The organism is Erwinia sp., assembly GCF_031978025.1.
Taxonomy (GTDB): domain Bacteria; phylum Pseudomonadota; class Gammaproteobacteria; order Enterobacterales; family Enterobacteriaceae; genus Erwinia.
Genome location: NZ_DALZCD010000074.1, coordinates 1 through 16,187, shown reverse-complemented (window position 1 = coordinate 16,187; position 16,187 = coordinate 1). Strand labels below are relative to the sequence as shown.

Genomic DNA, 16,187 nt, shown 5'->3' with positions numbered 1-16,187 from the left:
CGCAAATCGGTGCGCTCCGGCGAGCCCATGATGCCGCATTCCAGGGCGCATTTTATCTATTCTCTGCGCCGTTTTATGATTGATTACGAAAACTGGGGCTGGGGGCGCCTGCACTTCAGCCCTGCCCGCCATCTTTCCACACCGGATACGCCGCTGTTCCGTCGCGGCGTCAATCCCCGTGTTATTGACGATCCGGTCTGGCTGAAGCTCATCTGGGCCAGCCTCAATCTGCGTCAGGAAGATCTGCTCACTGAAATACATTATCCACTGGCCATGCTGCAGGCAATGGCCGTCATCTGGACCCATGCGGGGGTAAGAAAGAACGAACTGCTCCGCCTGACAACCGGGTGCATCGCGCCGCAGGCGGACGATATCGTGAAGGACGACGGAAGTATCATCCCGGCAGGAACCCTGTGTTACCTGCATATCCCTGCCGGAAAAACCTCAAAAGCCTTTGTTAAACCGGTGGCGGCCGTGGTGAAAAAATACGTCGACATATGGCTGGATGAGCGTCCGGCAGAACAGGCTTTGCTCGCTGACGAGCGAACCGGTGAGAAAGTCCGGCTTCTGTTTCAGTACCGGGGTAAGCCTGCCGGCAGCGCTATCCTCAACCGCACCGTGATACCGATGCTATGCGCAAGAGCGGGCGTGCCTTGTGAAGACAGTGGCGGAATGATAACCAGCCACCGGGGGCGGGCCTCAGCCGTGACCGCGCTGGCGAGCGTACCGCAGGGCATGTCGCTGTACGAACTGATGCAGTGGACGGGCCATTCAACGCCCCAGTCTACAATGCACTATCTTCGCATCCGCCCGACTCAGCTGGCTGCCTCGTTCGTCAAAGCCGACAGGGTCGCTCATATGATAAGCGTGCTGGTTGACCACGATCCTGAAGCCGCCAGCCTGTCCGGGCCCGCGACCTACTACGATCTGGGCGACTCATACTGTACGAACCCCTTCTGGAGCAGTTGCCCGCACCGGATGGCCTGCATCGGCTGCGATTTTAACCTGCTGAAGGATAGCGCGCGCGGGCTGATACTGGAGAGTAAAGCATCCATCCGGCGTTACCTCGAAGAGGTCCCGCTCACTCCCGATGAGAGAGCCATACTGGAGCAGGATGCTGAAAAGGTTGAGCAGGCTCTTACAAGATTGGGCCCACAATCCTGACTGCTCAGATGCTTACAATGTCAGGTCTGAGGGTATCAGTGCAGAATCAGTACAGATAACTGAACGCCGTATTTGATATAAAGCTGATTATAACGGGCGTAATGCCGTAACTGATGGAGCAGCAGATGAGAAAACAGAAGCGATGTATGGGATACGTGGCGGTCGTGGTCGATGACTACGATCGTGCAATTGAGTACTACACCGATAAGCTGGGCTTTACCCTCATTGAAGACACGCCGCAGCCGGGTAAGCGCTGGGTCGTGGTGACGCCGGCCCCTGACAGCGACTGTGCTATTCTTCTTGCCCGCGCGTCGAACGACCGGCAGGAAGGCTTTATCGGCAATCAGTGCGGCGGACGGGTTTTTCTGTTCCTGCAGACCGACGACTTCTGGCGCGACTACAATGCTATGAAGGCAAAAGGCGTCCACTTCTTTCAGGAGCCACGGGAGGAAGAATACGGAATGGTTGTCGTATTTGAGGACATCTACGGCAATCGCTGGGACCTTTACCAGAACAGGCAGGCCTGAAATTCTTTCACAGCAGCGCCTCAGGTGTACGGGAAGCATTACAAGCGTAAACCCTGTCAGGTCTGGCCTGCAGAGAGCGCTTCTGAACAATATACCTCAGTGCAGCGGTCACTGCACTAAGGTCTCCCTCGGGTTAACCACACAGCGTCATGATATAAAATCCGGCCGCCGTCATGGCCAGCGAACCCAGCACGTGTATCAGCACCGAGGCGGCTGCCCAGGCATAGCTGCCGGACTGCAGCAGGGCAAAAACCTCAGCCGAGAACGTGGAGAAGGTCGTCATTCCGCCACACAGCCCGGTGGTAATGAGCAGCCGCCAGGCCGGATCGAGGCCGGGATGGCGCAGAAAATACGCCAGCGCCGCTCCGATGATAAACCCTCCCAGCAGGTTGACCAGCAGCGTCCCCGGCGGCAGGTCCGGAAAAAGCGCGTTCAGGCGCGCGCCCAGCTGCCAGCGGATAACACACCCTAAAGCACCGCCGGTGATGACAGCAAAAAGCTGATTCACGTTCACTCCTTTTATTTTTTTATATTCAGAACATAACGGGAAACGACCTGTGCGGCCGCATCCATCTGGTATACGGCCGGCACGCCGGTCGGGATATGCAACTGTGCCAAGCTGTCGTGTGGCATGCCGTCCAGGAAGGCGGCCAGGGCGCGCAGCGTGTTGCCGTGCGCCACGACCAGAACGGTACTTCCGCAGAGTATCTGCGGCATCACGGCGTGCTGCCAGTAGGGCATGACGCGACGCAGCGTCATTTCCAGGCTTTCCGTCGCAGGCAGGTCGGCCAGCGCAACGCGGCTGTAGCGCGGGTCCCGACGCAGCTGCGCCGGAGCCCCTGCGTCCGCGGGGGGAATGCCGCTGAAGCTTTTGCGCCAGAGCCGGACGGTCTCTGCACCCATCATCCGGGCAGCCGCTTCCTTGTTCAGCCCCTGCAGCGCACCGTAGTGCCGCTCGTTCAGCCGCCAGTGTTTGTCCACGGGCGTCCAGCTGCGGCCAAGACGGTCCAGCACCCGCCAGACCGTGTGAACACAGCGCGTCATCACCGAGGTGAAGACCCGATCGGGCAGCAGGCCCGCGTCCCGCAGCACGTCACCGGCCCGGTCAGCCTCCTGCCGCCCCCGGTCCGTCAGCGGCACGTCTGTCCATCCGGTAAAACGGTTTTCCCGGTTCCACTGGCTTTCGCCATGGCGCAGGAGAATCAGCGTTGAAGGTGCCAAAGACTGTGCTCCTGTGCCGGCCGCTGGCCGTCCGGTGGATCTGTTACGTGCGGCGCACAAACGCATGAAGCCCCGCATAGTGAGCGTCCTCACCCAGCGCCTGCTCAATGCGCATCAGCTGGTTGTACTTTTCCACGCGTTCGCCGCGGCACGGCGCACCGGTTTTCAGGTGTCCCGCGCGCAGGGCTACCGTGAGGTCGGCAAGAAATGTGTCCGTCGTTTCCCCACTGCGGTGGGACATGAACGCGCCCCACCCGTGCCGCTGGCAGAGCGCCACGGCGTCCAGCGTTTCGCTAAGCGAGCCTATCTGATTGAGTTTAATCAATGCGGCGCTGGCGAGGTTTTCGTCAATGCCGCGCTGGATGTACTTCACGTTGGTGACAAACAGGTCGTCACCAACCAGCTCGGCCCTGCCCGCAAGCTGCTGGTGCAGATGCTTCCAGCCCGACCAGTCATCTTCTGCCAGGCCGTCTTCCAGCAGAATGACGGGAAACTGGTCCATCAGCTCGCCGTAGTACGCCGTCATTTCCGCCGCGCTCAGCGCACTGCCCTCCGTGCGCAGATGATATTTTCCGTCTGCGAAAAACTCACTTGAGGCAGGGTCCATGCAGATGCTGATGTCTTCTCCGGGCCTGTACCCCGCCTTCTCAATGGCCTGCACGATAAACGCCAGCGGGTCGCGGTTCGACGATACGGCGGGCGCAAAACCGCCTTCGTCGCCGACTGCCGCGGACAGGTTCTTGTCCAGCAGGATCTGGCGCAGCGCCTGGTAGACCTCGCTGCCCTGACGCACGGCCTCGCGCAGCGTGGGTGCCCCGTGTGGCGCTATCATGAACTCCTGAAAGTCCGCGCCCTGACCGCGGGCGTGCACGCCGCCGTTGATAATGTTCATGCACGGTACGGGCAGCAGGTTCGCCTGCAGGCCCCCCAGGTAGCGCCAGAGCGGCTCGTGCGAGGCCTGTGCCGCCAGCCGGGCAACCGCCAGCGACACGCCCAGAATGGCATTGGCACCCAGCCGACTCTTGCTCTGCGTACCGTCCAGCGCCAGCATGATGTTATCCAGCTGACGCTGCTCGCGCACGTCCCTGCCGCGCAAGGCTTCGCAGATTTCCGTATTAACCGTCCTGACAGCATCCAGTACGCCTTTACCGCCAAAACGGTGTACGTCGCCGTCGCGGCGCTCAGCGGCCTCGCGCGAGCCGGTGCTGGCCCCGGAAGGCACCGAGGCCCGCGCCATCATTCCGTCCACGGTCCGGGCTTCGACTTCAACGGTGGGGTTGCCGCGAGAGTCAAGAATTTCACGGGCGGTCACGTTATCCAGTGTAAAGCGCATAGAGTTTCTCCCGGTTCAGTCATTCAGGTGAGTGATAAGCACATCCACCGTGAGGTGGTTAATGTATTCCGCCGAGCGGGACGTCAGCATTCCCATAAAGCGGTTTCGGTGCCCGGCAAGCACGAGGTCCACGCCCAGCTCAGCGATGCACTTCTCCACGTCCTCAAAGCGGCGCATGGTCACCAGCTCCCGCATGTCTACCGTCTCAGGCACGGAGGCCGCCAGCTCGCTCATAAACGCTTTGGATTTCAGCACCTCTTCCGACACGACGTCGTCCATCAGGCTGTCGGACACGTAGTTCATTTCCCGGTAGTCGTCGCTGATGTGGGCCAGGGTGATTTTCATGCCGAGCGGCTGCGCCAGCGCGACCGCCCGCTTCAGCAGGAGGGTGCCGTCGTCTTTATCGTTCACAAGTATCAATGCATGGGTGTAGCAGGTCATAATGAACTCCCGTTCTGGTTGAGGCGGGACTCAAGCCACGGCAGAAGCTGTTTTTTGCGGCTGAGCATACCCGGTACGGAGCAGGAGGCCGCGTTAACGCTCTCCCGCCCGGCGAAATAAAGCGTTGAAAACCCGGCCCGGATGTCGGTCAGCATCAGCACCGCCAAACCAGCACCCGACTGGTCTGCCAGATACGCCAGGGCAGCGAGCAGGTCGTCCATCACGGTGGCAACCTGTGACGGGGAGCTGACCTCAATCTGGGCGATGCGCACGTCAGTGCCGGCAATGACGAAGGCCTTGAGGTCCCTGTCCAGCAGCAGCTGTGCGCTGAGGCCGCTGACGTCAGTTTTTGCCGTAAGGAGGTCACGGGCGAAGGCTCTGCGGTTTACGCCGGACAGTACGCCCAGCTCGGTAGCCGAACGGATATCGTCTTCGGTCGTGGTGGGCGAGCGAAGATTCACGATGTCGCTCAGGAGTGCACCCAGCAGAAGAATGGCAAGCGTCGGGGGCAGCGTGCGTCGCGCTTCAGCGTTCATAAGCAGCCACAGCAGCGTGGCGCTGCTGCCAAGCGGGCGTATGTGTACCTCCGGCGGCAGTTGCGTTATCAGTCCGCCCAGCCGGTGGTGGTCAGTGATCCCCACGATGTTGCTCCGGAGCAGGTCGTCAGGTCCCTGCGCCGGCTCGGTGAAATCGACCAGCCAGACCCGTTCATCCTGTAGCGGAATATCAAGCCGTGGCGGCAGCGTGAGTCCGGCGGTGTCAAAGATAAAATGGGTTTCGCGGTTAGCTTCGCCAAGACGCCATGCGCGGGCGTCCATGCCGCGCCCGGTCAGCCAGTGCGCGGTGACGAAGGCCGTGCAGATGGCGTCGCTGTCAGGATTGATGTGGCCAAAAACGTGTATCACAGGTCTCTCCCCGAAGAGGGAAGTACGCAGGCCGGGAAGAAAGTAAGGACGGCCTGACGCACCTCCTGAAAATCAAGAGTCGCATCAGGCGTCATCAGCTCCGGAACGGAGCGGTTGGGAAAGGTGGAACGCCATCACCTTGTCATATGAGTATAGAGCCGGTTGCAAAACCTGTCAGTATTATTCTGCTGGCGCCCTCAGCCTGCCAGCGCAGCCCGTGCCTCGCAGAGTACCCGGCGAATGTTTTCCGTCACCGCCGGACTCGTGCAGAGCGAAAGCGGACTGGGGTGCGGCATCGTCAACACGGGGACGCCGGGGTACAGATGATTGACCGTCCCGCGGGCCTGAGCCGCTACGGCACCGGCCAGCACCACCACGCGCAGCGCGGGCAGATACGCCAGCACGTCCTCAAGCAAGGCGCAGCCTCTGCGGATGTCCGCCGCTGACGGCCGTTTCTGCAGCCCGTGACTGACCCAGGGCACCGTATTCCACAGCACGCTGTCCTGACGCGAAATACCGGCTTCCGCCAGAAACCGCCCAAGGTTCTGCTGGGCCGGCCCCGGGTTATCACGCGACACAAACCGCGGTGACGGGCTGCTGCGCGCCGGCGACTGCAGCAGGACGAGCAGTCCGGCCCTAACCCCGCCGTCAGCCGGATCAAACCACGGCAGTTCTGCACCGGCCTGACGCTGGCCGCTGACCCAGCGATTCAGCGCGGCCACATGCGGCGCGGTGACTGCCGCGAGGCATTCCTCGCGTAAAAACGAGTCCTGCATCGATGTGCTGGTTTCACTCACGGCTTCCGATCCAGGCCTGCCAGACAGGGAGAAACAAACAGTTTACCGCTCCATGCCCCACGCACTGTTTTCACCGCGACAAGCAGCCACATGGCCGCCAGTATGACGACAAGAAGCGCACCGAAGCCTTTAAAGAATGCGAGGTCAATCAGGGTAGACAGCTTGAGCGTGGCCACGGTGTACACGCCCAGCGGGAAGGTAAAGCCCCACCATCCAAGGTTGAACGGGATGCCTTCACGGAAGTATCGCACGGTTATCAGCGTGGCCAGCAGCATCCACCACAGGCCGCAGCCCCAGAAGAGAATGCCGGCAACGAACCCCACGCCCTGCGCGATGTGACCGATTTCCGGCATGCCCGCCGCGGCAAACACCCCGGGCGCATCTCCGCCGATGACCAGCATGCCGAGCGAGCCGGTGCCAATCGGACCCAGCGCCAGCCAGCTTGAGGCCGCCATGCTTTCGTGCGGTAGCTTGTGCAGCGCCATACGCAGCAGCAGAATGGCGAGGATGCTCAGCGCCACCGGCACGGAGTACGCCCACAGCACGTAGCTGGTAATAATGATGCCGAGCTGCGCGTGTGGGGCAGCAATGTGCGGCGCCAGCAGGCCGCCGCTGACCGCCGCGACCTCGGCTGCCACGACCGGCAGTAACCAGACGGCAGTCATCTGGTCAATACTGTGCTGCTGCCGGGTAAACATCATGTAGGGAATGCACACGCCGCACAGCAGCGACATCGCCACGTCCAGCCACCACAGGGCGTGTGCCACCTGAATAACGTCTGCGCCCCAGCGCGGAAGACCGAACGCCAGCAGGCCATTGATGATGGTCGCCATGCCCATCGGGATGGTGCCGAAGAACATGGACACGGTTGAATGGCCGAAAATGCGCTTTGCCTCTCCGAAGTACATCACCCAGCGGGCCAGATACATCACGGCAAAGACGCTGAACAGGAGGATGTTAAACATCCAGAGCCCCTCGGCGACAAGGCGCAATCCCGGAACCTGCCAGGGGAACTGCGCCAGAGACAGCGACAGGATGCCGGTCCCCATGGTCGCGGCGAACCAGTTAGGCGTGAACTGTCGTATGGCCTCTTTCGGGCTGCTCAGCGCGCTCAGCGGACGCGCACCGTTATGCAGGGTGAATATTTTATCGTTCATGCCGGAATCTCCTGAGTAGACAGAAAGATTATAGGCATGTCAGAGTAAATCTTTAAAACAGGTTATTTAGCTAAAATAAATCTATAAAAGTGATTAACCACCCCACTTTGCGAAGGATCGTCACTGCGCTGGAGTAAGGGAGGTTTCGCGTCAGGTCTGCGGCGGGCTTTTAATCGTGGCCATGACACGGTTCTTTTTCAGGTCAACCACCGCAATGCTGAGGTCTTTATTCAGCACCCACGCGCGGGTACCGTCCTTGTTGAAGACAATCGCCTGACGGGGCGCATCCAGTCCGGTGACGGTGGACACCACCTTACCGGCGGCGGTATCAATAACGGAGAGGCTGTTGTCGCCAAGGTTGCCGCTGTAAACATAGCGGTTATCCGGCGTCAGCGCGGCACCGTAAGGGTCCTGACCCACGGGAATGGTTGCCGTAATGACGTGCTTTTGCGTGTCAACCACGGCGATTGTGTTGCTGCCGCTGTTAGCCGCGTACAGTGTGCGGCCGTCTGCGCTGACAGAAATGGCGCGCAGCTTGCTGAAGCCGGTTATCTCGCCGCGAATGTCGCCCGTCACGGCATCAACCAGGGTAATTTTATCGCCCTTAAAGTTGGTGACGTAGACGGTTTTGCCGTCCGGGCTGATTTTAATGCCCTGACGGGGCTGGGCAAAACCCGTCACAACTGCAATGGGCCGGTCATGTGTAAGGTCATACACCGAGAGCGTGCTGGCGGCCTCGTTATTCACATACAGTCGCTGACCGTCACGACTTATGGCCGTGCCGAATGCCCCGGGCCCCAGCGGCAGCGTGGCCGCCACGTCAAGCGTCCCGGTGCTGATTTTTTTGACTACGCCGAGACTGCTGTCAGAAAGAAATATGGCCTTACCGTCCGGAGAGAAAAGTGCATTACGGGGGGTGACGTAGCCCTTCATCACCTTTCTGACTTTCCCGGCAGCCAGATCATAGACCACCACGTCTGAGCGCTCACTGTAGGACGCCACCGCCGTTTTTTCATCGGGACTGACAGCAAGGGAATTGTTGTGGATATCGCCGTCAAACGTCCAGCGCGCTTCTGCAGCACCTGCGATGGTACTTATGAGGAGAAATGCCACCGCGGTCAGTCCCGGGATTCTGTAATTTTTTATCATTATTTCTTCCTGCATAAAGTGAAAGATAAAAGCGCATTGCCCGATTGAGGGCTTCAGAATAAGCATGGCAGATTAAATCCCGGCGGGGAAATCGATTTTCCGGCTATGTCTTACCACCCGTCAACTTTCCTCCCTGCCAGTAAGCATACCGAAGTGGTTCAAGGCTGAATAATTCCTGTTCAGAAAATAAACTTCAGAGGAATGGTAACTTATTTTTTTGTTTAAATTGCATTCCACATAAACGGCGATATGAGTAACCGTATGATGTCTATACTCGGGGAAATGGCGCCAGGTCAGGAAATTTACTCAATTGATGAAAGTTTTTTAGACTGCTCTGGCATAGCCAGCTACATGCCTTTAGAAGATTTTGGTCATCAAATGCGCAACCGCGTCAGAAAAGAAACAGGACTAGTTATTGGTGTTGGTTTTGGCCCTACTAAGACCCTGGCTAAGCTCGCTAATCATGCAGCTAAAAAGTGGACCAAAACTAATGGAGTCGTCGATCTCTCATGCCGGGAGCGACAGCGTAAGCTGATGGCGCTAATTGATATAGAGGAAGTTTGGGGTGTTGGCGGCCGTTTAAGAAAGCGCCTGGAAGAAATGGGCGTAAAAAAAGTGCTGGATTTGGCTAACTGTAACACGACCATGATCAGGAAGAATTTCAATGTTGTTCTTGAGAGAACGGTTCGTGAGTTAAATGGAGAGCCCTGTATGGCTCTTGAAGATGCTCCGCCACCGAAGCAACAGATAGTCTGCTCCAAATCATTTGGGCAGCGCATCATAAACCTTGAGGACATGCAGCATGCTGTAGTTATGTATGCGACGCGTGCTGCAGAGAAAATCAGAGAACAGGGTTCAAAATGTCGCCACATAAGCGTTTTTATCGCTACCGGACGTCATGGCGACGAACCTCAATACGCGAATACCTCCTCAATGACTTGTGAATATCCAACCAGTGATACTCGTGACATTGTCGGCTTTGCCCTGCGCGGGCTGGACAGCATTTGGCGTGATGGTTTCCGCTTTGCTAAAGCTGGGATTATGCTAGGCGATTTTTATCAAACTGGTATTGCACAACTGGATATGTTCAGTGAAAACCAGCCCAGAGCAAATGCTGATGCTTTAATGGCTGCCTTAGATAATATTAATAAATCAGGTTTGGGCAAAGTTTGGCTCGCTGGACAAGGTATAGATAATCTATGGCTAATGAAAAGAGATATGTTATCTCCCAGATATACAACAAATCTGAAAGAGCTTCCTATAGCTAAGTAAATATAATGATATTTTCATAATAGTCCTCTGCGCAAACCTCTGTTTCCCCACTAAACGGGAGGCCTGTACATCAGTCCGCTCGTTCTCAAAATGAGCTTGAAGTTAATTACTTTATACAGCCATATCATTATGCTCTCATTTTGCCCCTGAAAACTTTACTGCTAACCTAATCACTTGACCTCAACAGTCAACTAAAGTACACTTACGGCATGTAGTTAAGATTCTTGCTCTCAATTTGAGAACAAATTGGAGCCAGAAAATTTCTCATTCTCAATTTGAGACTGTAATTACCCCGGAGATAGCATGAAGATTTTTGTAGATGATGGCTCAACCAATATTAAAATCGCTTATTCTTTGGAAGGCGAAAAGAAAACCTTTATCAGTCCAAATAGCTTTAAAAGAGGTTGGTCCGTAGCTTTTGGTGATAAACAAATCTTTAATTACACCTTAGATGGTGAGAATTACACATTCGATCCAATAAGCCCTGACGCGCTTTCTACAACAAATGTCGCATATCAATATGGCGATATAAATGTTATTGCCATTCATCATGCTCTATTAAAAAGTGGTTTAGAGCCACAGGATGTTGAATTAGTGGTTACGCTTCCATTGGCTGAATACTACGACAAAAACAATCAGCCAGATGAAGATAAAATAAAGAGAAAAATCTCGAATGTTATGCGTACCGTCAGTCTTAAGAACGGCAGCACATTCAACGTAAAAGATGTATCTGTTCTTCCTGAATCTATCCCGGCTGGATTTGAAGTTGTAAAAAAATTAGATCCAACCCAATCCCTTCTCATTGTTGACCTAGGTGGAACAACGCTAGATATTTCCCAAGTTCAGGGTAAAATGACTGGTATTTCAGAGATTTATGGGGATTCAAAGGTAGGCGTCAGCATTATGACGGACGCAGTAAAAGAAGCTTTGTCTATAGCTAAAACCCAAGGAAGCAGCTACTTGGCCGATGACATCATTATCCATCGTAATGACCCTGCTTATTTGAAGAAGCGCATAAATGACGAGTCACACATCACGACAGTTGAAAAGGCTATCAAAGAGTCAGAGGCTCGGCTCATTAACCGTACATTAGGAGCAGTATCTAATTTCAATGGATATACGCATGTGATGGTGATTGGTGGAGGTGCTGCGATCGTTGCCGATGCTATACGTAAAGACACGACAGTGCAGAAAGATCGCTTTTTTGTTGCTGAAGATCCTCAGTTTGCCTTAGTTAATGGCCTCTTCCAGATCGGGTAAATCCAATGGATACAAGAAGAAAGCTTACTTACTATGTACATCCTGATGATTATGCGGGTGACAAATTACTCTGTGATGAGCTTAATTCGTTGGGTAAATCAGAAAAGAGCCGCCTTTTAAGGGCGGCCACATTAGCTGGGTTTGCTCTGTACATGCAGGATAAAAGAATCCCGTATATGCTTTCTGAATTATTATCAGATTACACTTCAATGGATGAAATCTACACGGTAATAAGCAGCGTTAAGCCCGATGTGAATCACGAAGTTAGATCCCACGCCTCAATTGTATTACTGCTTGAGCAAGTTCTGAGTAAGCTCAACGGCTCTGACTCGCTAGTGAATAATGAACATGGTTCACAGGAAGAGCATGATGTAATTGATAGCGATGCAGAAGAAACTAAGCGCAATGCACAAAGTATGTTTAACATACGCGGTTAAAAATTTTTAATTTTATAGAGGGTGTTATGAGAGATGATTATTTTAGTCAATTAAAAGAAAGTGACTTCAATTCCATGCTTACCATTGTTAAAAGCGAAATGGATCGCATCTTCGGAAGTATTTTAGAAAAGAATGGGAAAAACCTCGATGATAAAGATGATTTCAAAGAATATTTTGAAGATTATCAGCGGGTTATGACTGAGGAGTCCTTTAAGCAATTACATTTTCAACACAATATTGAACTAGAAGTTACCTCAGAAATGATCGCTGAGTTTATACTTAAAATTCGAAATGGAAGTTTTGGATTTGATGCCTTCTGGTCTGGACCGAAATTATGGGTAAAAGCTAAACCTGTTGAACATTCCCATGGTACGAATACGTGTTTAATTGATTCTGATAGTATTGAACGAATTGAAGACCGATGGCAGGGGCTTGATAGGGTGGATATATTTGTAACCACTCGAAATGGGGTTTGTTATAAAGTAAATGAGTATTCAATACCTAAACTACACGCTAATAATGCCTTAATAGAGTTTATGAATGTTATCAAAGTTTCTAGTCGCTCATAAATACCAGTAGGTAAGTTAAAATTCGGGCCTTAGTTACATCATGCATTATGATATAAAGCATATGCGCGGATTTAACTTAGGCTTTAATAATTGTTATGCAAAAATAATAAAAGGAGATGTTATGGCGTGGAAATGAAACGACAAAAAGATATTTAAACACGGACGAGCCCCATTTTATGCTCTATTTATATTGCTCTCTTATATGGCTGTTTGCTTAAGCAACATTGGTGAACCAGCAGCATTTGTCATGACATTTATCGGGTTATTAACCTTAGCTATTTCTCTTATAACGTACTATCTCGATTACTACTATATTTTGAAGCCTAATAGTTGGATCAATGTATTCAAATCTATGGGTGATACGGGTGCAGCTGCAATAGTTTGCGGAACGCTTAAATTATCGATGGATAATCACAGTACATTAATGACATGTTTATTTACTTTTTTCGTTGTAGTTTTGCTATTCATTACCTCAATTAAGGTAGTCAACGAAATTTGATTGTACAGCGAAAAAGGCAGAGAGGGTTAACCTCTGCCTTTATTCAAGTTCCTTCAGCCGTTACGGGGGGTTGGTCAGTTGCTAGATGGCAACGATGATCTGAAACGTGACGTGAATTTCTTCAACGCAAGTGGTAAGACTAATCACTTAGCAGCCTCCTTTTATCAGGAGAGCGCACAAAGCTTATAGCCGACCCAGAAGCCGAGGAGACTTTACGTAATGCTAAAAATATGTTTCGCCTACCAGGCGGGAAATAGATAATAAAGCATCTACTATTTTACAATAGGTGCTTTAAAAATTTATAGTTACATCATACTAAATATCTATACGGAGGTGCGGCATGCAACTTGCAGCAAAGAGATTCATGCGCAAGCTGCCTTTCATCGGCGACTGGCATATGTTCAGCGTCCTCTATTCCCAGGCCGAGCTTGAACGGCTGGCGTCAGAGCTGAAGACATTGCAGGCTGAATATAACAGGTTTGCCGCTGAAGGGCCGGACGTTCTGGAAGAAACCCGCAGCGCGAATCCCCGCGTATCAAGCGAGCTGCATATTCTTGAACTGGTTAGATACAAAGCCCGCCGACTAAATGCCGAACTCAATTACCAGAAGCGGGTAGTTGATAAAGCACGTAACCATGTTGAATAACCGCCGCCAGGCGGTTTTTTTACGCCCTTCTCCAGGCATTCGGTAAAACCCTAATTCAGCCGAACCGTGCAAAGGCGTGCGCTGCCGGGCTATAATTGCTGGCGCGATTCACTCACTAAAAGGAAGAAATTATGAAAAGAGGGCTACTTTCATTTGGCATGCTTGCCTCAATGCTAATTACAGGTTGTGATGCGAATGCGCAGAGCCAGGAGTGGTACAAGGCGCATGACAAGGAGCGTAACGCTAAGGTTGAAGAGTGCAGGAAAGCCTCTGATCCGCGTGGCACTGAAGACTGTCGCAACGCCATCGATGCCAGTTTTCGCAGTGGCTCATATACGTACGGGCCAAATAAAAGCTGGTAATGTACTAATAGGCCGCCGCGAGGCGGTTTTTTTTCGCCCTTTGCCGGGCCTTCGGTAAAACGCCAATTCTGCTAAAAATGCCATAAAAAAACGCCCGTGGGGGCGTGTGTAGGTGCTGGCTTTTAGCTCTCCTGATTAACGCATGTAAAAAAACCAGAATACGGCAATGGCTGAAAACATCACTGCTGACCTGAAACTTACTCCAATCTGCCTCTTTTTCGCCGCAATCATCATGTTCAGCGTTTCTTCTTTGCTCTCCGCTGCTGAATGACGCGGAAGATCGTTCCACAGTTTCCGGTATTTCATCCTGGCGTAACTGTCATATTGTCGCCGCGTATACATGTAGATAGCCCAGAATAAAACTGCTCCTAAGAGCGGCACATATTTCAAAAAATAGAGAAAACCGAATGTTTCCGTTACCTGTTCCATATAGCATCCTATTTGTTGACTACAACTAATTATCACGGAGATTACGTTCATATCCCCGACGTCCTGTTGCCGCCCGCTCATTGTTGAGCACAATATAGCGCTCGAATCGGCCACGAAGTCGCGCAATTTTTCGTGGTAATTCTTCAGTAACAAAGGCTTCCGGGACATCAAAGTCATCCAGATGCTCTATCAGAAATTGATGCACTTTTTCCAGTACTTCTAGCAGTGTAATATTGTTACTTTGCTGCTTCTCCATTAACGGCCCTTGCCAGGTGTGCCAGAACGCTTGTTGACGAAGACAATTTTCATTGTAAGCTAACTGCCAGAGTTCAATATAAATTTTCCGAGCAATATTGAATGGCTCAACATCAAACGCATCGATGAGAAAGTAGTAACACGGAATCTTAAGCGCGTTGATTCGTGCAATCTCAATTTCAGGATCACGACGTAAATGAATAAGGTTACTAAAGCGGGAGCGCATACAGGCAATAGGATTTAACACCCTAACCTTTTCGCTCATTTCCGGTATACCAAGGCCAGTTGCTTCCACATAAAACGGGGTGGTATGAAGGTAAAGTTTTTTCCCCTGAAAATCAGAGCGGTCAAAGCCTCCGGGCTGATCAATAATATCCACCACATTTGGTTCGTCAGGCGCATCCGGCACAGCAAACAAACGGTCATCATCCCGCTTAATATTATGCGTATCCTGGTCGATAAGCATGAACTTAGCCAGGGACGGGGGCTGACCGTCTTTATTCTCCCACGTTTTGACATTGAGTGTTTTGGCTATAGCCGCAATGTCATCTTTTCGGGCACTGTAGTCGCAGTCAACGGAAGTAGTGAGACGCTCATCAGGCAATCTGTCACCGTATAGAGCATGATAATAGGATATCCAATATTGCACGGCTTGACCGCCAACTGTGATCACAGCATATTGGAACTGATCGGCATTGCAGATCAGCTGCTGATTTAGCAGATATACCTGCTCATAAGGGGGGATAATATTTTGAACAGACATAAAAAAACCATCAGTGGCTGATGGTTTATTGTGCCTCAAAGTTCGGGATCAGGCAAAAGCGATCTCATGGCCGAACTTATTACTAGCTGACTTGCTGAAGCGACTTTTGACGGCAGGTTGATACCCGGCACGGCCAAGGGAAACCTGCACTGCTACGGCATTATAGCGTTTATGCTGCTTCTGTTTAGCTTGCGCGGGAGACATAATTTATGTACCTGACAGTAGTAAGAAACAAGTAATGTGGAGTAACTACAAGGCACGATTCATAATGCGCATCTCAGGGAGATTAGGCGTGCCGGGTATACTTGTTAACCATACTAGTTTAGTTTGACGGAGCCGTCAATCATCCCTGCTAATCCTGCATGATGGCCTTTCATCCCCGTTCACGTTCTTCAGGTTAAGACATTTAGGTATACCCTGATGTCATGTACCAAACCGACCAGTTTAGTACAGGTTAATTAACACATGTACGAAAGTTAGTGTTTTCCTTTTCGTACATGCCTTATAATACGTACGTCTATTTCGTACACAAAATAACGCCATGTCACGAGTTTTTGCTTATTGCAGGGTATCTACCCTTGAACAGAATACCGAGAACCAGCGTCGTGAGATCGAAGCGGCCGGATTTGCCATTAGGCCCCAGCGACTGATTGAAGAATATATCAGTGGTTCGGTCGCGGCGGGTGAACGTCCGGGATTTATGCGTCTGCTTGACCGCATGGAGAACGGTGACGTTTTGATCGTAACTAAGCTGGATCGCCTGGGACGTAACGCCATGGATATCAGAAAAACCGTTGAGTTGCTTTCTGCTTCAGAAATACGGGTTCACTGCCTGGCGCTGGGCGGGGTAGACCTCACCAGCCCGGCCGGTAAGATGACAATGCAGGTAATCTCTGCCGTCGCGGAATTTGAGCGGGATTTACTACTCGAGCGTACGCATGCAGGTATTGCGCGTGCTAAGGCATCCGGAAAGCGTTTTGGCCGCCCGCCTGCTCTGAATG

The 16,187-nt window shown here is 52.4% G+C and carries 20 protein-coding genes and 1 riboswitch; of the genes, 9 read left to right on the top strand and 11 right to left on the bottom strand.

From position 1 onward, the window contains the following. Both RTK32_RS08205 and RTK32_RS08200 read left to right on the top strand, forming a co-directional pair. On the top strand, positions 1-1,164 hold a 1,164-nt coding region (locus RTK32_RS08205), incomplete at its 5' end, for a tyrosine-type recombinase/integrase (protein WP_312042964.1). 125 nt (positions 1,165-1,289) lie between these two features. Beyond that, the gene (locus RTK32_RS08200; protein ID WP_010260801.1) at positions 1,290-1,691 is read left to right on the top strand and encodes a VOC family protein; all 402 of its coding nucleotides are present in this window, start codon (positions 1,290-1,292) and stop codon (positions 1,689-1,691) included. Positions 1,692-1,824: 133 nt separating this feature from the next. Here RTK32_RS08200 and crcB read toward each other — a convergent pair whose 3' ends face one another. The 8 genes from crcB to RTK32_RS08160 form a co-directional block, all read right to left on the bottom strand. Next, a complete protein-coding gene (gene crcB, locus RTK32_RS08195; protein ID WP_010260804.1) occupies positions 1,825-2,199 on the bottom strand; it encodes a fluoride efflux transporter CrcB in 375 nt (124 codons plus the stop codon). A gap of 11 nt (positions 2,200-2,210) precedes the next feature. Next, on the bottom strand, positions 2,211-2,912 hold the full coding sequence (locus RTK32_RS08190) for a 2,3-bisphosphoglycerate-dependent phosphoglycerate mutase (protein ID WP_013199814.1): 702 nt from the start codon (positions 2,910-2,912) through the stop codon (positions 2,211-2,213). A 43-nt stretch (positions 2,913-2,955) separates the two neighbouring features. Further along, positions 2,956-4,245 (bottom strand): phosphopyruvate hydratase, encoded by a 1,290-nt coding sequence (gene eno / locus RTK32_RS08185; protein ID WP_010260810.1) that lies wholly within the window; start codon positions 4,243-4,245, stop codon positions 2,956-2,958. Between the two features lie 15 nt (positions 4,246-4,260). Beyond that, positions 4,261-4,686: a universal stress protein gene (locus tag RTK32_RS08180; RefSeq protein ID WP_010260813.1), complete on the bottom strand. Its 426-nt coding sequence runs from the start codon at positions 4,684-4,686 to the stop codon at positions 4,261-4,263. Continuing rightward, positions 4,683-5,591 carry a DHHA2 domain-containing protein gene (locus RTK32_RS08175; protein WP_312042963.1) on the bottom strand — a complete coding sequence of 303 codons (909 nt, stop codon included), beginning with the start codon at positions 5,589-5,591 and terminating at the stop codon, positions 4,683-4,685. The genes RTK32_RS08180 and RTK32_RS08175 overlap by 4 nt, the downstream gene beginning before the upstream one ends. Positions 5,592-5,669: 78 nt before the next feature. Further along, a riboswitch (Fluoride riboswitch) is annotated at positions 5,670-5,739 on the bottom strand. A 49-nt stretch (positions 5,740-5,788) separates the two neighbouring features. Next, on the bottom strand, positions 5,789-6,388 hold the full coding sequence (locus RTK32_RS08170) for a uracil-DNA glycosylase (protein WP_010260817.1): 600 nt from the start codon (positions 6,386-6,388) through the stop codon (positions 5,789-5,791). Beyond that, positions 6,385-7,545, bottom strand: a complete 1,161-nt coding sequence (locus RTK32_RS08165; protein WP_010260819.1) for a TDT family transporter — start codon at positions 7,543-7,545, stop codon at positions 6,385-6,387. Before RTK32_RS08165 ends, RTK32_RS08170 begins: the two co-directional genes overlap by 4 nt. Positions 7,546-7,695: 150 nt before the next feature. Continuing rightward, on the bottom strand, positions 7,696-8,694 hold the full coding sequence (locus RTK32_RS08160; protein WP_013199815.1) for a YncE family protein: 999 nt from the start codon (positions 8,692-8,694) through the stop codon (positions 7,696-7,698). A gap of 249 nt (positions 8,695-8,943) precedes the next feature. Between RTK32_RS08160 and umuC the strand changes: the two genes are divergently transcribed. The 6 genes from umuC to RTK32_RS08130 all read left to right on the top strand — a co-directional run bounded on the left by umuC (position 8,944) and on the right by RTK32_RS08130 (position 13,739). Then, positions 8,944-9,966, top strand: coding sequence for a translesion error-prone DNA polymerase V subunit UmuC (umuC, locus tag RTK32_RS08155; RefSeq protein ID WP_312042962.1), 1,023 nt, complete (start codon positions 8,944-8,946; stop codon positions 9,964-9,966). A gap of 303 nt (positions 9,967-10,269) precedes the next feature. Further along, a complete protein-coding gene (locus RTK32_RS08150; RefSeq protein WP_312042961.1) occupies positions 10,270-11,226 on the top strand; it encodes a plasmid segregation protein ParM in 957 nt (318 codons plus the stop codon). A 5-nt stretch (positions 11,227-11,231) separates the two neighbouring features. Continuing rightward, positions 11,232-11,663: a plasmid partitioning/stability family protein gene (locus RTK32_RS08145; RefSeq protein ID WP_312042960.1), complete on the top strand. Its 432-nt coding sequence runs from the start codon at positions 11,232-11,234 to the stop codon at positions 11,661-11,663. Positions 11,664-11,689: 26 nt separating this feature from the next. Further along, complete coding sequence (locus RTK32_RS08140) at positions 11,690-12,232, top strand: hypothetical protein (RefSeq protein ID WP_312042959.1); 543 nt, start codon at positions 11,690-11,692, stop codon at positions 12,230-12,232. An 839-nt stretch (positions 12,233-13,071) separates the two neighbouring features. Continuing rightward, positions 13,072-13,377, top strand: a complete 306-nt coding sequence (locus RTK32_RS08135; RefSeq protein ID WP_312042958.1) for a hypothetical protein — start codon at positions 13,072-13,074, stop codon at positions 13,375-13,377. 131 nt (positions 13,378-13,508) lie between these two features. Continuing rightward, positions 13,509-13,739 carry an EexN family lipoprotein gene (locus RTK32_RS08130; RefSeq protein WP_312042957.1) on the top strand — a complete coding sequence of 77 codons (231 nt, stop codon included), beginning with the start codon at positions 13,509-13,511 and terminating at the stop codon, positions 13,737-13,739. A 135-nt stretch (positions 13,740-13,874) separates the two neighbouring features. Here RTK32_RS08130 and RTK32_RS08125 read toward each other — a convergent pair whose 3' ends face one another. From RTK32_RS08125 to RTK32_RS08115, 3 genes are read right to left on the bottom strand one after another with little or no spacing between them, the layout of a single operon-like run. Continuing rightward, positions 13,875-14,168, bottom strand: a complete 294-nt coding sequence (locus tag RTK32_RS08125) for a hypothetical protein (protein ID WP_312042956.1) — start codon at positions 14,166-14,168, stop codon at positions 13,875-13,877. A 25-nt stretch (positions 14,169-14,193) separates the two neighbouring features. Next, positions 14,194-15,186: a hypothetical protein gene (locus RTK32_RS08120; RefSeq protein ID WP_312042955.1), complete on the bottom strand. Its 993-nt coding sequence runs from the start codon at positions 15,184-15,186 to the stop codon at positions 14,194-14,196. 48 nt (positions 15,187-15,234) lie between these two features. Beyond that, positions 15,235-15,390, bottom strand: coding sequence for a hypothetical protein (locus RTK32_RS08115; protein WP_312042954.1), 156 nt, complete (start codon positions 15,388-15,390; stop codon positions 15,235-15,237). A gap of 337 nt (positions 15,391-15,727) precedes the next feature. Between RTK32_RS08115 and RTK32_RS08110 the strand changes: the two genes are divergently transcribed. Beyond that, on the top strand, positions 15,728-16,187 hold a 460-nt coding region (locus RTK32_RS08110; RefSeq protein WP_312042953.1), incomplete at its 3' end, for a recombinase family protein.

What these genes read in the sequence shown, in the direction of transcription:
- RTK32_RS08200 (WP_010260801.1), top strand. Translation starts at nt 1,290, where the DNA reads ATGAGAAAACAGAAGCGATGTATGGGATACGTGGCGGTCGTGGTCGAT.
- eno (WP_010260810.1), bottom strand. Translation starts at nt 4,245, where the DNA reads ATGCGCTTTACACTGGATAACGTGACCGCCCGTGAAATTCTTGACTCT.
- RTK32_RS08180 (WP_010260813.1), bottom strand. Translation starts at nt 4,686, where the DNA reads ATGACCTGCTACACCCATGCATTGATACTTGTGAACGATAAAGACGAC.
- RTK32_RS08165 (WP_010260819.1), bottom strand. Translation starts at nt 7,545, where the DNA reads ATGAACGATAAAATATTCACCCTGCATAACGGTGCGCGTCCGCTGAGC.
- RTK32_RS08160 (WP_013199815.1), bottom strand. Translation starts at nt 8,694, where the DNA reads ATGATAAAAAATTACAGAATCCCGGGACTGACCGCGGTGGCATTTCTC.
- umuC (WP_312042962.1), top strand. Translation starts at nt 8,944, where the DNA reads ATGAGTAACCGTATGATGTCTATACTCGGGGAAATGGCGCCAGGTCAG.
- RTK32_RS08150 (WP_312042961.1), top strand. Translation starts at nt 10,270, where the DNA reads ATGAAGATTTTTGTAGATGATGGCTCAACCAATATTAAAATCGCTTAT.
- RTK32_RS08145 (WP_312042960.1), top strand. Translation starts at nt 11,232, where the DNA reads ATGGATACAAGAAGAAAGCTTACTTACTATGTACATCCTGATGATTAT.
- RTK32_RS08140 (WP_312042959.1), top strand. Translation starts at nt 11,690, where the DNA reads ATGAGAGATGATTATTTTAGTCAATTAAAAGAAAGTGACTTCAATTCC.
- RTK32_RS08135 (WP_312042958.1), top strand. Translation starts at nt 13,072, where the DNA reads ATGCAACTTGCAGCAAAGAGATTCATGCGCAAGCTGCCTTTCATCGGC.
- RTK32_RS08130 (WP_312042957.1), top strand. Translation starts at nt 13,509, where the DNA reads ATGAAAAGAGGGCTACTTTCATTTGGCATGCTTGCCTCAATGCTAATT.
- RTK32_RS08125 (WP_312042956.1), bottom strand. Translation starts at nt 14,168, where the DNA reads ATGGAACAGGTAACGGAAACATTCGGTTTTCTCTATTTTTTGAAATAT.
- RTK32_RS08120 (WP_312042955.1), bottom strand. Translation starts at nt 15,186, where the DNA reads ATGTCTGTTCAAAATATTATCCCCCCTTATGAGCAGGTATATCTGCTA.
- RTK32_RS08115 (WP_312042954.1), bottom strand. Translation starts at nt 15,390, where the DNA reads ATGTCTCCCGCGCAAGCTAAACAGAAGCAGCATAAACGCTATAATGCC.